The sequence below is a fragment of the Pseudoalteromonas sp. NC201 genome, assembly GCF_002850255.1.
Taxonomy (GTDB): Bacteria; Pseudomonadota; Gammaproteobacteria; order Enterobacterales; family Alteromonadaceae; genus Pseudoalteromonas.
Genome location: NZ_CP022522.1, coordinates 1,997,444 through 2,010,544 on the forward strand (window position 1 = coordinate 1,997,444; position 13,101 = coordinate 2,010,544).

Here is a 13,101-nt window from a genome sequence, read left to right on the forward strand (position 1 = left end):
ATTTCTTACCTTCTATCTATTAACCGCTAACTTTTCTTGTAAGATGGTCTCGATGAGTGCACTTCGACTAATGTTTTGCGACTCCGCCATATCACTTAGCGCTTGATACAACTCTGATGAAACCTTAAATTCTACTCTTTTTAGGCCACGCGCGCGATCCCTCTTAATTTGATTGCGCTTGTTAACCTTTAACTGCACTTCTCGTGGCAGTGGATTCGTCTTAGGACGTCCTGGACGTTTTTCATTTTCAAATAGGTCGATAGTTGTTCTATCAGTTTCAGCCTTGGCCATTATCCAACACCTGCGCCTTGCCAAAATACTTGGATCAAGCCTTTTGCTATAAATCCAGAACAGCCGAGAAACAGCACTAGCCAAACGATGTAGCGTCCGAACTTTGGCACATCACCTTTTTTCAGTACGTCCTGAATCGCCATACCGATGAAAAAGAATATACCAGCTAGCGCAAACCACAGCCCTAGCGTTTCAAATTCATTTATAAATTGACTGACCATCTGAGCTCTACTCAATACTTAAACGGCGGCTACTATACCATAACCTACATGCATAAATTAAGTTTATAACGGTAAATTCAATTCGTTTTATTGAAGAAAATCAATAATTGAGCGATTTACAGCTTCAGGCTTTTCAGCATGTAGCCAATGGCCCGCACCTTGTATTATTTTTGCTCGCGCATTTGGGAAAAAACGAGCGATGGGCTCCCTATGCTCAGGCAGGATATAGTCAGAGTTATTCCCTTTAATGAACAAAGTATCGCATAAACAGGAATGCGTTTCATTAATATTAGATGTAATTGCGTCGTATTTTTCAGTAATTACATCTAAATTAAAACGCCAAGTAAGCTTACCTTCTTCATTTTTTGCCAAACTTTTAAGCAAAAACTGACGCACGCCGACTGTTTCAATATATTGGGACATTATGGTATCTGCTTCACTACGACTTGATACATCACTTTTCTGCACTTCGTTAAGCGCGGCATTTATTGCGTCATGCCTTGAGTGATAATCAACAGGCGCAATATCTAATACGACAAGTTTGTTGATGCTTTCTGGGAATAATTGGGCGAATTGCATTGCCACTTTACCACCCATTGAGTGGCCAACTAGGCTGACTTTATCCAGTTTTAACTCATCCAATAACGCTTTGATGTCGTTTGCCATTATTGGATAGGACATTTGCTCATCATGAAAAGAGCGACCGTGATTTCTCAAATCGACGTTAATCACACTGAAATGTTCAGCAAGTGCTTTTGCCACCACATTCAAATTTTCCAAGGAACCAAAGAGTCCGTGCATAACAAATACACTAGGTTTGGCTTGGTCGCCAATTTGTTGATAGTTTAACTGCATAAATCCTCCAAAATTGGCGCTAATTGTGACATTGAAGAGTAAAAATGCAAAGCCATAGAGTAATAAGTTAAATTTGGATATACTAAGTGGCAATTGAAATGAGTTGCTCCTAATTAGCATAGATGACAGGAAACGCATGAAAAAGATAGAAATAGATGACGAGCTATATCAATACATTGCAAGTAACACACAAAGTATTGGAGAAAGTGCTTCTGAGATTTTACGTCGTTTATTAAAACTTACTTCTGGGACAGAATCTAAAGCCGTCGCACAGCAGGAAGAAAAACAAGTACCAGAAATTACAGCTGAGTCACAAACAAAAACACCAAGCCAACCTGTAAAACCCGTTGCGAATGTCTTTAATATTCTAAATAAAGAAGAGCTTGCCATGCAAAAGGGCGTGGTCGGGCGATTTTTGTTTATCCTATCCGCGCTTCATCGTACACATAAATCCGAATTTAATTGTGTGCTCGAAATTAAAGGCCGCGATAGGATTTACTTCGCCACGAGTAAAAATGCACTACTCGAAAGTGGTAGCAGTATGAACCCGAAAAATATAGCAGACAGCGAATATTGGGTGATGACAAATTCAAATACGACTAGAAAGAAAATGATGCTTCACGAAGTAGCTAAGGTGTTAGGTTACACAGATGAAGCTGCCGAGAAAATTAGAGACTACCTATAAGTAAGGAAATCTTATGGCGATCCATCCGCAAGCTGGCAAAAAGGTATCGAAAGAATTATTGGTAAATGTACCTAAGCTGGTTTCATCGTACTATTTAAATGAGCCTGATTTAGAAGCGCATCCAGAGCATTGTGTCGCCTTTGGCACAAGTGGCCATCGAGGTTGCTCACTTAATTTTAAGTTTAATGAGTCGCATATTCTGGCCATCACTCAAGCGATCTGCGATTACCGTAAAAACAACAATATTTACGGTCCGCTTTTTCTTGGTAAAGACACTCATGCGTTGTCGGAAGCCGCTTTTAACTCGGCTATTGAGGTCTTGGTTGCCAACGAAGTACAAGTCATCACACAAGAAAATGATGACTACACACCAACCCCTGTGATCAGCCATGCGATTGTCTCGCACAATTTAGTCAATCCTCATGAGCTTGCAGATGGAATTGTCGTTACGCCATCACATAACCCGCCAGAAGATGGCGGGTTTAAATATAATCCTCCGAATGGTGGACCTGCCGATACCGATGTCACCAAATGGATTGAAGATAGGGCGAATCAGTTACTACTCGAAGATTTGGTTGAAGTTGAACTATTTCCGTTTGCTAAAGCGAGAAGATCTGGATTTATCAAGTACGAAGATCTGATCACTCCATATGTTGAAGACTTGGGTAACATAATTGATATGGAAGCCATTGCTCGAGCTGGTGTTAATATTGGTGTGGATCCTCTTGGTGGTTCAGGTGTTAATTTCTGGCCAGTGATCGCCAAACACTATGACTTGAAGCTCACGGTTGTAAATGACGTTGTAGACCCGAGTTTTTCCTTTATGCCACTAGATAAAGACGGCAAGGTGCGGATGGATTGTTCATCGCTTTTTGCGATGGCTAATTTGATAGCACTGAAAGATGACTACGATATCGGTATTGGTAATGATCCGGACTTCGACAGACATGGCATTGTTACCCCTGATGGCCTGATGAATCCTAATCACTTTTTAGCGGTTGCAATTGACTACCTCATTAAACACCGAAGCTGGAAGAGCTCAGTAAAAATCGGTAAAACACTGGTATCTAGTGCCATGATTGACAAAGTGTGTGGCGCAAACGGCCGAGAAGTTTACGAAGTGCCAGTTGGCTTTAAATGGTTTGTAGACGGGTTAGCGGCTGGAGAGCTCGCGTTTGGCGGTGAAGAGAGTGCTGGCGCTGCGTTTTTAAGAAAAGATGGCACCACATGGTGTACTGACAAAGACGGTTTTATCATGGGATTACTTGCCGCCGAAATCCTAGCTGTCACAGGTAAATCGCCATCTCAGCATTATCACGCTTTTGAACAAGCATTTGGCGCACCTGTATACAAACGTATTGATGCACCCGCAAATACTGAGCAAAAAGCAAAGCTTAAGGCATTAAGCGCGGACAATATCAAGGCGGACACCCTGGCAGGTGATAAAATTACTCAGATATTAACCAATGCCCCTGGTAACGGCGCGGCTATTGGTGGCCTTAAAGTCGTTACCGAAAATGGTTGGTTTGCGGCGCGTCCATCGGGTACTGAAGATATCTACAAAATTTATCTTGAATCATTTAAAGGTGACGCGCATTTAGCTGAACTTGAACATGAGGCAAAGACATTGGTTGACTCAGTGATTAGTTAACAAAAAGCTTCTACAAGCCATACTCCTCGTATGGCTTTTTTGTATCCCTATGCGGGTTATACCAATTAGTCGTAATACTTGCTCAATTTGAAGGAGTAAATCTGACGCTAACCGCGTTAAAAATTTCTTATTTAGAATAACTAAATAGCAAAATTTTAGCCTTGTTATCGACAAGATTTTCTCGCCTCAAAATAGATCACTTAATTAAGATAATTGGTATTACTCAACAACATCAATTTGGAATTATGACGTACTTAGCAGAATTAAAACAAAGCGGTGACTTTCTTACTATCACAAGAAATAACGAATTTACACTGGAACCCGTGAATTTCACTTTAGACAACGGTACTTTGGTGGAAGTCCATGATACTGGTGTGATCCAGTTTACGCCTGTAGGTGAAACAACGAAAGATATAGTGCTATCGAGCGCTGTGCACGGCAATGAAACCGCGCCAATTGAGATATGTGATGAGCTTATCCAACATATTATTACTGGCAGACTAGCGTTGGCACAACGGGTGTTATTTATTTTTGGCAACCCGAAATCCATTAATATTGGGCAGCGTTTTGTCGATGAAAATCTAAACCGCCTTTTTAACGGCGCACATAATCAAGAAACAGATAATCCAGAAAAGGTCCGAGCGCAAAAACTAGAAGGTTATGTTAGGGCTTTCTTTGAACAGGGAAGCGGTGAGCGCTATCGATGTCATTACGACCTTCACACTGCTATTCGAGGATCTAAAAACGAAAAGTTTGCAGTCTATCCATTTTTACATGGTAAGCCGTGGAAGAAATCGCAGCTGCAATTTTTATTGTCATGCGGTGTCAACACTGTATTAATGATGCGCTCGGCTGCTACGACATTTAGTTACTTTTCTTCTTACCAGTTTGGGGCCGACGCTTTCACTATCGAACTTGGGCAGGTTAAGCCATTTGGTGAGAATAACATGGCAAGCTTTGCAAAAACCAAAGAAACGCTAAAAGCATTAATTAGCCAAGAAAAAGTAAAATATAAAGAATTTAATGCAGATGAGTTCGAGCTGTTTACGGTTCATCGTACAATCAATCGTACTCAAGCCGAATTTTCTTTTCCATTCGCTGATTCTGCTGAGAATTTTACAGGGTTTTCAAAAGGTGAATTACTAGCGACGGACGGAGATAAGCAATATTTCGCTGAAGTTGAGGGGGAAGCTATTATCTTCCCAAATGCCAATGTTGCTTTGGGGCAACGTGCATTACTAACGGTTATCCCGTTAGAGGTTGATGAAAACTTTATATAAATCATAGATGTAAAATTCTACTTGCCTTCGTATCAAAATCTTTCCAAAAACATTGATGCATTTTCACGGTTATTCATCTAGGATTAGTTGAATAACCGTTTACGTTAACGTAAAGTTGAAACGCTTTAATTTAATTTACTTACTTAAATCGCAAATATTATTCAGTCTTTGATAAGTTGTTAGACCAGTTATTCATACTAACCACGAATGTGATCAAGACCAATTAACACAATCATAAATGCGAGGTGAGTTAAGACTCTTTTCGTCTTACGCAATCTGAAGCCAGATCTCGTATGAGAAAGTCGGGTTTGAACTCCGTAAGTTTGTTATGACAACAAGAGAAGGTAGGTTATGACTAACCCCAATAATATATCCTTAAATATCAGCCATGCGCTGGAATTTATAGATGGTCATGCACTCAATATCCCTACATTAAAGATTTTAAGTGACCAAGGCGATGTTTTAGACGGTGCAACAGCACCTGATATTGATAAAGAAACGGCATTAAGAATTTACTCAACAATGCGGTTTATCCGTTTACTTGACGAGCGTATGCAAGGGGCTCAGCGTCAAGGACGTATTAGCTTCTACATGCAATGTCTTGGCGAAGAAGCCGCTGTTACGGCAAGTGCTGCGGCGCTTAAAGAAGATGACATGATCATGGCTCAGTACCGTGAGCAAGCTGCAATTCACTATCGTGGTTTTTCGCTTGAGCAGTTTATGAATCAGCTATTCTCGAATGAGAAGGACTTAGGCAAAGGCCGCCAAATGCCTGTGCATTATGGTTCTAAAGAATTACATTACCTGACTATTTCGTCGCCGCTAGGAACGCAAATTCCTCAAGCAACGGGCTATGCATACGGCCAAAAGCTAAAACACATTGATAAAGAAACTGGCGAGCTAACGTCTGAAATTGACAACGTCACGATTTGCTATTTTGGCGAAGGTGCTGCGTCAGAAGGTGACTTCCACGCTGGTCTAAACATGGCCGCGGTGCATGGTTCACCGGTCATCTTTTATGCACGTAATAACGGTTATGCGATTTCAACACCTGCGGATGAACAGTTCAAAGGTGATGGTATTGCTGCTCGCGGTGTGGGCTATGGTATTAAGACCATCCGTGTGGATGGTGCCGATGCGCTTGCTGTTTACGCCGCAACACAAGCCGCGCGTAAAATCGCAGTTGAAAACGGTGAGCCTGTGATGATTGAGTCTATCGCATATCGTTTGGGTGCACATTCAACATCTGATGATCCGTCTGGTTATCGTACTAAAGACGAAGAAGCTGAATTTAAAAATAGTTGCCCAGTAAATCGATTTAAGCAATGGCTTCTAAAACAAGGTTGGCTGGATGAAGCCCAAGATGATGCGGAAAAAGAGAAAATCCGTGAAGATATCTTGGCTGCATTGAAGGTTGCAGAGAAAGTACAGAAGCCTGCATTAGAAGATCTGGTCTCAGATGTTTATGACACGCCAATTCCATCGCTGCAGAAACAATATGATGAATTGAAAGCGCATATTAAAGCTTATCCAGACGCATACCCAGTCACAGCAGGGAGAATTAAATAATGGCTAAAATGAATATGCTACACGCCATTAATTCGGCGCTAGATATCACGATGGCGGAGCATCCACAGGCTTGTATTTTTGGTGAAGACGTCGGCTACTTTGGAGGTGTATTCCGAGCAACTTCAGGCCTTCAAGAAAAATATGGTAAACACCGTGTTTTTAATACGCCATTGACCGAGCAAGGTATTTTAGGTTTTGCCAATGGTCTTGCAGCGATTGGTGCTCCTGCGCTTGCTGAAATTCAATTTGCGGATTATATCTTCCCAGCATTTGACCAAATCGTGAACGAGTCGGCCAAGTTCCGTTATCGCTCAGGTAATGAGTTTGATGTGGGTAACTTAACAATTCGTACGCCATACGGTGGTGGTATTGCAGGTGGTCTATATCATTCACAATCACCGGAAGCTTACTTTGCACATACACCAGGTCTTAAAATTGTAGTACCGCGTAACCCGTATCAAGCAAAAGGCCTACTGCGTGCTGCCATTAAAGATGATAACCCGGTTATTTTCTTTGAACCTAAGCGCTTATATCGCGCTTCTGTTGGTGAAGTGCCAGAAGAAGATTACAGCATTGAGCTTGGTAAAGCTGAAGTAATTAAAGAAGGTACTGACATAACGCTATTGGCTTGGGGCGCGCAGATGGAAATCATAGAACAAGCGGCACAAAAAGCTGAAGAAGCGGGTATTAGCTGTGAAATAATCGACTTAAGAAGTATTCTTCCTTGGGATATGGACACGGTAGCCAAGTCAGTGGTTAAAACGGGTCGTTTGGTCGTGAGCCACGAAGCGCCAATCACAAATGGTTTTGGTGCTGAGATCGCAGCAACCATACAAAAAGAGTGTTTCCTGCATTTAGAATCTCCAATTGAGCGAGTTTGTGGATTAGATACGCCATACCCTCTAGCACTTGAAAAAGAGTATGTGCCAGATGCACTGAAAGTGTTCGCCGCTATCAAACGTTCTATGGAATTTTAAGGATAAGTTATGGCTAAAGAATTTATCTTACCAGATATTGGTGAAGGCATCGTAGAGTGCGAAATCGTCGAGTGGTTGGTGGCTGTTGGTGACGAAGTAAAAGAAGATCAACCTATTTGTGACGTAATGACGGATAAGGCACTAGTGCAGATCCCTGCGGTACATGACGGTGTGATCACCAAGCTGCATTACGAAAAAGGTGAAATTGCAAAGGTGCATGAGCCTTTATTTGCAATGGATGTTGCCGGCGAGCAAGCTGCTCAGCCGGAGCAATCGGCACCTCAGTCCTCGCCAACTACTTCAACCAGTGCTGTACTTGAAGACTTTATCTTACCAGATATTGGTGAAGGCATTGTTGAGTGCGAAATTGTTGAATGGCTTGTCGCTGAAGGCGATGAAATCAAAGAAGATCAGGCCGTTTGTGATGTAATGACTGACAAGGCGCTAGTGCAAATTCCAGCCAAGTACGATGGTATTGTTGAAAAACTCTATTATCAAAAAGGTGAGATAGCACAGGTGCATAGTCCGCTATTTCAAATGAAATTGGCGTCATCTCATGTCGGAAAATCAGACGATCCAATCGCTGATGTCCACAAGCCTAAAGAAAGTACAGTACAAGCTGCTACTGCAAACGATGAGGCTACGCGTAGTTTACCGAAAAATGGTAAAGCGATTGCCTCTCCGGCAGTACGCCGCAAGGCGCGCGAAGTTGGTGTTGACCTCTCTGAAGTACCAGGCTCTGGTAAAAATGGTCGTGTGTATAAAGAGGACATCGAACATTTCCTTGAGCACGGTGTAAGTGGTGCTTCGACCACGAATGAAGCTAACACAACGATAAAGTCTCAAACACAAAAGCCGGCTCCTACCTCAGAAGGTGGTAAAAGAGTTGAGCCTCTACGTGGTATGAAAGCGGCGATGGCCAAACAGATGGTGGCCTCTGTTTCGACGATCCCACATTTCACTTACTGTGACGAGATTGACTTAACCGATTTAATTGCATTTCGTGGTGCTTTGAAAGAGCAATATGCCAAACAAGGCGTGAAGCTGACGATGATGCCATTTTTTATCAAGGCGTTGTCACTTGCAATCAACGAATTCCCAATTTTGAATGCAAAAGTAAATGATGACTGTACGGAAATCACTTATTTTGATGACCACAATATTGGTATGGCGGTGGACAGCAAGCTCGGTCTTCTTGTACCAAATATTAAATCATGCCAAAGCAAATCGATTGTAGAAGTTGCCCAGTCTGTTACTGAACTGACAGAAGCCGCTAGGGAAGGGCGTGTATCTCCTGATTCTCTGAAAGGCGGTACTATCTCAATCTCAAACATAGGGGCGATTGGCGGTACGGTTGCGACGCCGATTATCAATAAACCGGAAGTTGCTATCGTTGCACTTGGCAAAGTGCAGCCGTTACCACGCTTTGATGCACAAGGTAATGTGGTTGCGCGCTCTATCATGCAAGTAAGTTGGTCTGGCGACCATCGTATTATTGATGGTGGCACGATCGCACGCTTCAATAATTTATGGAAAACCTTCCTAGAGGAACCGGCTAAAATGATGATGGCAATGCGCTAATCCTTGTTTTTGCTAGTTTCTACTTGTTGTAAAGGGCCTTTACGGCCCTTTTTTATGTCCCGCCATATTATATATAAACCACCGTGAAAACAAACTTGTAATACCTGTTTGCTTAATTTAGAGAGCTATTCTGAAGCAAGAAAGCCTTTTCGATAACACTGCTACGTCACCAGCTATCGTCAAAGTATCTACATTCATGTAGGCAAAAAATTCTATTCTAAGTAGAAAGTTCTTAACGGAGTTAGCGTCAGATTCGTTCCTTCAAATTGAGCGAAAGTTTATTAGATATTATCTGCATTTCTACATTCTAATTCTTTGTATATAAAAGATAATTGGAATAGAGCTTAAGAAGCAACTGCTAATTATTTTGCAAAAAAATATTAAAAAGATCCCATTACAATAATTGTACTTCGTATTTATTTCTTTACAATTACTAGAGTGGGTGGGATGACTAAAATGATATTTTTTCAACTAATTAACAATGGATGCGGGTTAGCTCTGTGTAGTAAAAGTGTAAAAATAAATTTGTACACTTTTTGGGGATAATGGAAATTGCGTTTAGTTGTATTTGCTTTTTTTTAAATTAAGTTAATCTGATCGCGAGACTAATTTTGTCTCAAAGAAAAAGTATAATTAGGGAAAGTCTATATGAAAAAAAGCAAACTGAGTAATGCTATTCACTCTGCATTAGCCATCTCATTGACAGGTATCATTGCATCAACAGCGATTGCAGAAGAAGTTGCTTCAGATGAATCACTTGATAAAGTTGAAAAGATTCAGATTACAGGTTCACGTATTGCCCGTTTTGAGTTGAGTCAACCAGCGCCCATTATTTCAATAACTGGTGAGGAAATTGAACAAGCGGGTATTCCAGACCTAGCTTCTGTACTTGCAGAATTACCTGCGATTGGTGCGACCGGAACAATTCGAGCCAACTCAAATAGTAACGGTTCTGCAGGTATGAGTACTGTAGATTTGAGAAGGCTTGGAGTAGATAGAACCCTTGTGCTCGTTAATGGTAAGAGACATGTTTCGGGTGAAGCCGGTTCTTCTACAGTTGACCTATCGACTATACCTTCCGCATTGATTAAAACAGTTGAAGTGACAACTGGTGGTGCATCAGCAGTTTATGGTTCTGATGCGGTATCAGGTGTTGTTAACATTATCTTGAAGAAAGATTTTGAAGGTCTAGAGCTAAGCGCTAGTTACAGCGACTCAACAGAGGGCGTGGGCAGTAAAAATAGCGCATATAGCTTAGTTGGTGGTGTGAATTCAGAGGACGGCAAAGGGAATGTAACCTTTTTCGTAACAAAAGACACCATAGAAGAAGTTATGACAAAAGATATGCCAAACTTCAATCTTGGTGGTCATATGCCAAATCCTGAAAATACTGGTGAAGATGACGGGATCTTTGATGAGCTTTGGGTTCCAAACGTTGTGTCGGAGTATGTTAGCCCTAATGGTGTATTGAGAGGTGGCGGTATTAACTACACATTCTCGAATGACGGCATTGGTGAGTTCATGCCAACTCGAGGCTTATTCGCCAATAGTGCGTTTGCAAGCTTCCCTGATGGTTGTAAATATTGTTTCTCTCCTGAAGACTATGTGAACTATCTTCCTCAGCGTGACAAAGTTTCAACAGGGGCGTTGTTTAACTATGCCTTTAACGATAATGTAGAGCTTTATGGTGATTTCAAGTACGTTCGCTCTGATATCGCTCAACAATTCCAGCCAAGTTTTCGATTTGGCCAAAATAGAATCAAAGTGGCAGATAACCCTTACTTATCTGCTGCAGATAAGAAAGTATTTGCAGATCGTGGACTAGAAGAAGTTCAAATTAATAAATTTCTAGACGAAATTGGTAACCGTTCGGCTAAAAACAAACGAGAAACGTTTACGCTTATGTCTGGGTTACGTGGTGCCTTTACTCTGAGTGACACAATATTTGATTACGATGTGTATTACTCATACGGCCGCACTGAAAATGACCGAATTACTGAAAATGATTTAATTTTGGGGAATTGGGCGGCAGCAATCGATGCGGTGATCGATCCGAATACGGGTAAAGCAGACTGCCGTAGCAATGTTTCTGAAGCTCAGCCGGAAGGTTACCAGAGTCCCGAGACAGTAAATATTGGCGGATGTGTACCTTACAATCCATTTGGATTTGGCCAAGCCTCAGCTGAAGCTATGGATTGGATCACAGCCGATGTTACCAGAAGCGATGCTGTGAAACAGCGTTTCGTGGGAGGTTCTGCATCGTTCGATACCGCTGAGTTTTTTGAATTACAAGGTGGTGCAGTTGGATTTGCGTTTGGTTATGAGAAGCGTTGGGAGTCGTCAGAGACTATCACCGATGAATTAACTCGTTCAAATGTATTATCAAATTCTGCTACACCAAATGTATATGGCGAGTATGATGTATCAGAATGGTTCGTCGAGACACGCCTACCAATTTTGGCTGATGTATTTTTAGCCCATGAACTTTCTGTTGATGCAGCGTTCAGAAGAGCTGATTACTCACATACCGGTGAAGCTGATGCTTGGAAAGTTGGTTTTATGTGGTCTCCATTAGAAGGCTATAGCTTACGTGGTACTTTCGGCGAAGCGGTTAGAGCACCAAACATTGCAGAGTCGTTCTCTCCACGATCACCAGGTTTTGGCCGAGTTACCGATCCATGTGACGTCGATAATATTTCCGATAACCCAAACCGTGTCAAGAACTGTGCGGCATTAGGGATCCCGGCTAATTTCCAAGCTGAAGATAATGTATCAAAAGAGACGCTTACAGGCGGTAACCCAAATCTCAACCCAGAAGAAGCTGAGTCGTTAACTTTAGGCTTTGTATTCACGCCAATTGAGGGGCTGTCGGCGAGTATTGATTACTTTGATATTGAGATCACAGACGCAATTCAATCGCTAACAATACAAACCGTAGCGGATAACTGTGTAGATGGTCCTGATCTAGATACTGTTTTCTGCGGACAAGTAACTCGCGATCCGGCTACTATGTCAATTACGCGTGTTGAGTCTGGTTACTTAAATACAGCTAAACTAAAAGTTAAAGGTGTTGAAGCTGATATTCATTATAATACAGATCTGACATCTATTGGACTTCCTGGTGATCTGAAATTAAAGTGGTTTGTTAGCCATTTGATCGAAAGAAATACATTCCAATTCCAAAACCGCCCTGAGCTTGTAAAACGCGAACATGGCGAGCTTGGTGATCCAGAATGGCAAAGTACGTTCAGAGCAACTTATGCTCAAGATAACTGGTCTGCAACATGGTATGCAAGATTTATTGATCGCTCAGCTTTGATTGATTTAGAAGATACACTGACTGAGTCTGGAGAAGAAAGAGGTGAGTCGAAAGAAGACCAGGAGCATTCATATACTGGTAGCTTTATAACGCATGACATTTCTGCTAAGTATCGCTTCGACAAAGCTTCAGTAGAGGTTGGGTTTAGAAACGTATTCGACAAAATTCTACCAGATTACGTAGATGGCCGAGGTGCAAACTCTTCACTCTATGATCCTTGGGGTCGTAAAGTGTTTGTGAATTTGAAATATAATTTCTAATCTAAATACGAGAAAAGAGTACTCAAAGTAGTACTCTTTTTTTCATAAACTTTCACTTATACCAATTTGCTTAATTAAGTGATATTTGCCGATAATACCACTGATACATCCAACTACTCTCCAAGGTACCTACATCCATCTAGGGAAGCCAAAAGCTTTTCTATTTAGTTGTTCTAAATAAGCAGTTCTTAACGCAGTTAGCGTCAGATTCGCTCCTACAGATTGAGTAAGTATTAAGACAAATCGTTATTAAACTTGCTACTCTGGTGGTTTTGTTGCGAAGCGAATTTGAAGGAATACCTTTCGCTTTTCCTAAATTGTGATTTTGATTAGTACTATATGAAATTTACACGATTTTTTAGGTTTAGCTTAAGTTGCTTCTCGGAACTCAACACTAGAGTGCTCTATCACA

General features: G+C 41.5%; 10 protein-coding genes. 7 read left to right on the forward strand and 3 right to left on the reverse strand.

Annotation, left to right across the window (positions count from 1 at the left end):
- Positions 1 to 12: 12 nt before the first annotated feature.
- The 3 genes from ybfE to PNC201_RS08380 form a co-directional block, all read right to left on the reverse strand.
- Complete coding sequence (gene ybfE, locus PNC201_RS08370) at positions 13 to 291, reverse strand: LexA regulated protein (RefSeq protein ID WP_010372698.1); 279 nt, start codon at positions 289 to 291, stop codon at positions 13 to 15.
- Positions 291 to 512 carry a DUF2788 domain-containing protein gene (locus PNC201_RS08375; RefSeq protein ID WP_010372701.1) on the reverse strand — a complete coding sequence of 74 codons (222 nt, stop codon included), beginning with the start codon at positions 510 to 512 and terminating at the stop codon, positions 291 to 293. Before PNC201_RS08375 ends, ybfE begins: the two co-directional genes overlap by 1 nt.
- 87 nt (positions 513 to 599) lie before the next feature.
- A complete protein-coding gene (locus tag PNC201_RS08380) occupies positions 600 to 1,367 on the reverse strand; it encodes an alpha/beta fold hydrolase (RefSeq protein ID WP_102057864.1) in 768 nt (255 codons plus the stop codon).
- Between the two features lie 136 nt (positions 1,368 to 1,503).
- Between PNC201_RS08380 and seqA the strand changes: the two genes are divergently transcribed.
- The 7 genes from seqA to PNC201_RS08420 all read left to right on the forward strand — a co-directional run bounded on the left by seqA (position 1,504) and on the right by PNC201_RS08420 (position 12,689).
- Complete coding sequence (gene seqA, locus PNC201_RS08385) at positions 1,504 to 2,052, forward strand: replication initiation negative regulator SeqA (protein WP_010604716.1); 549 nt, start codon at positions 1,504 to 1,506, stop codon at positions 2,050 to 2,052.
- Between the two features lie 13 nt (positions 2,053 to 2,065).
- Positions 2,066 to 3,703 (forward strand): phosphoglucomutase (alpha-D-glucose-1,6-bisphosphate-dependent), encoded by a 1,638-nt coding sequence (gene pgm, locus PNC201_RS08390; protein ID WP_102056773.1) that lies wholly within the window; start codon positions 2,066 to 2,068, stop codon positions 3,701 to 3,703.
- 245 nt (positions 3,704 to 3,948) lie between these two features.
- Positions 3,949 to 4,983, forward strand: a complete 1,035-nt coding sequence (gene astE / locus PNC201_RS08400) for a succinylglutamate desuccinylase (RefSeq protein WP_102056774.1) — start codon at positions 3,949 to 3,951, stop codon at positions 4,981 to 4,983.
- A 351-nt stretch (positions 4,984 to 5,334) separates the two neighbouring features.
- Complete coding sequence (locus tag PNC201_RS08405) at positions 5,335 to 6,552, forward strand: thiamine pyrophosphate-dependent dehydrogenase E1 component subunit alpha (RefSeq protein WP_010372716.1); 1,218 nt, start codon at positions 5,335 to 5,337, stop codon at positions 6,550 to 6,552.
- Positions 6,552 to 7,529, forward strand: a complete 978-nt coding sequence (locus PNC201_RS08410; protein ID WP_102056775.1) for an alpha-ketoacid dehydrogenase subunit beta — start codon at positions 6,552 to 6,554, stop codon at positions 7,527 to 7,529. Before PNC201_RS08405 ends, PNC201_RS08410 begins: the two co-directional genes overlap by 1 nt.
- Before the next feature lie 9 nt (positions 7,530 to 7,538).
- On the forward strand, positions 7,539 to 9,110 hold the full coding sequence (locus PNC201_RS08415) for a dihydrolipoyllysine-residue acetyltransferase (protein ID WP_102056776.1): 1,572 nt from the start codon (positions 7,539 to 7,541) through the stop codon (positions 9,108 to 9,110).
- 648 nt (positions 9,111 to 9,758) lie between these two features.
- Positions 9,759 to 12,689: a TonB-dependent receptor domain-containing protein gene (locus tag PNC201_RS08420; protein WP_102056777.1), complete on the forward strand. Its 2,931-nt coding sequence runs from the start codon at positions 9,759 to 9,761 to the stop codon at positions 12,687 to 12,689.
- Positions 12,690 to 13,101: the final 412 nt, after the last annotated feature.

Coding starts and splice junctions, on each gene's coding strand:
- PNC201_RS08380 (WP_102057864.1), bottom strand. CDS start 1,367: ATGCAGTTAAACTATCAACAAATTGGCGACCAAGCCAAACCTAGTGTA.
- seqA (WP_010604716.1), top strand. CDS start 1,504: ATGAAAAAGATAGAAATAGATGACGAGCTATATCAATACATTGCAAGT.
- pgm (WP_102056773.1), top strand. CDS start 2,066: ATGGCGATCCATCCGCAAGCTGGCAAAAAGGTATCGAAAGAATTATTG.
- PNC201_RS08415 (WP_102056776.1), top strand. CDS start 7,539: ATGGCTAAAGAATTTATCTTACCAGATATTGGTGAAGGCATCGTAGAG.
- ybfE (WP_010372698.1), bottom strand. CDS start 291: ATGGCCAAGGCTGAAACTGATAGAACAACTATCGACCTATTTGAAAAT.
- astE (WP_102056774.1), top strand. CDS start 3,949: ATGACGTACTTAGCAGAATTAAAACAAAGCGGTGACTTTCTTACTATC.
- PNC201_RS08375 (WP_010372701.1), bottom strand. CDS start 512: ATGGTCAGTCAATTTATAAATGAATTTGAAACGCTAGGGCTGTGGTTT.
- PNC201_RS08420 (WP_102056777.1), top strand. CDS start 9,759: ATGAAAAAAAGCAAACTGAGTAATGCTATTCACTCTGCATTAGCCATC.
- PNC201_RS08405 (WP_010372716.1), top strand. CDS start 5,335: ATGACTAACCCCAATAATATATCCTTAAATATCAGCCATGCGCTGGAA.
- PNC201_RS08410 (WP_102056775.1), top strand. CDS start 6,552: ATGGCTAAAATGAATATGCTACACGCCATTAATTCGGCGCTAGATATC.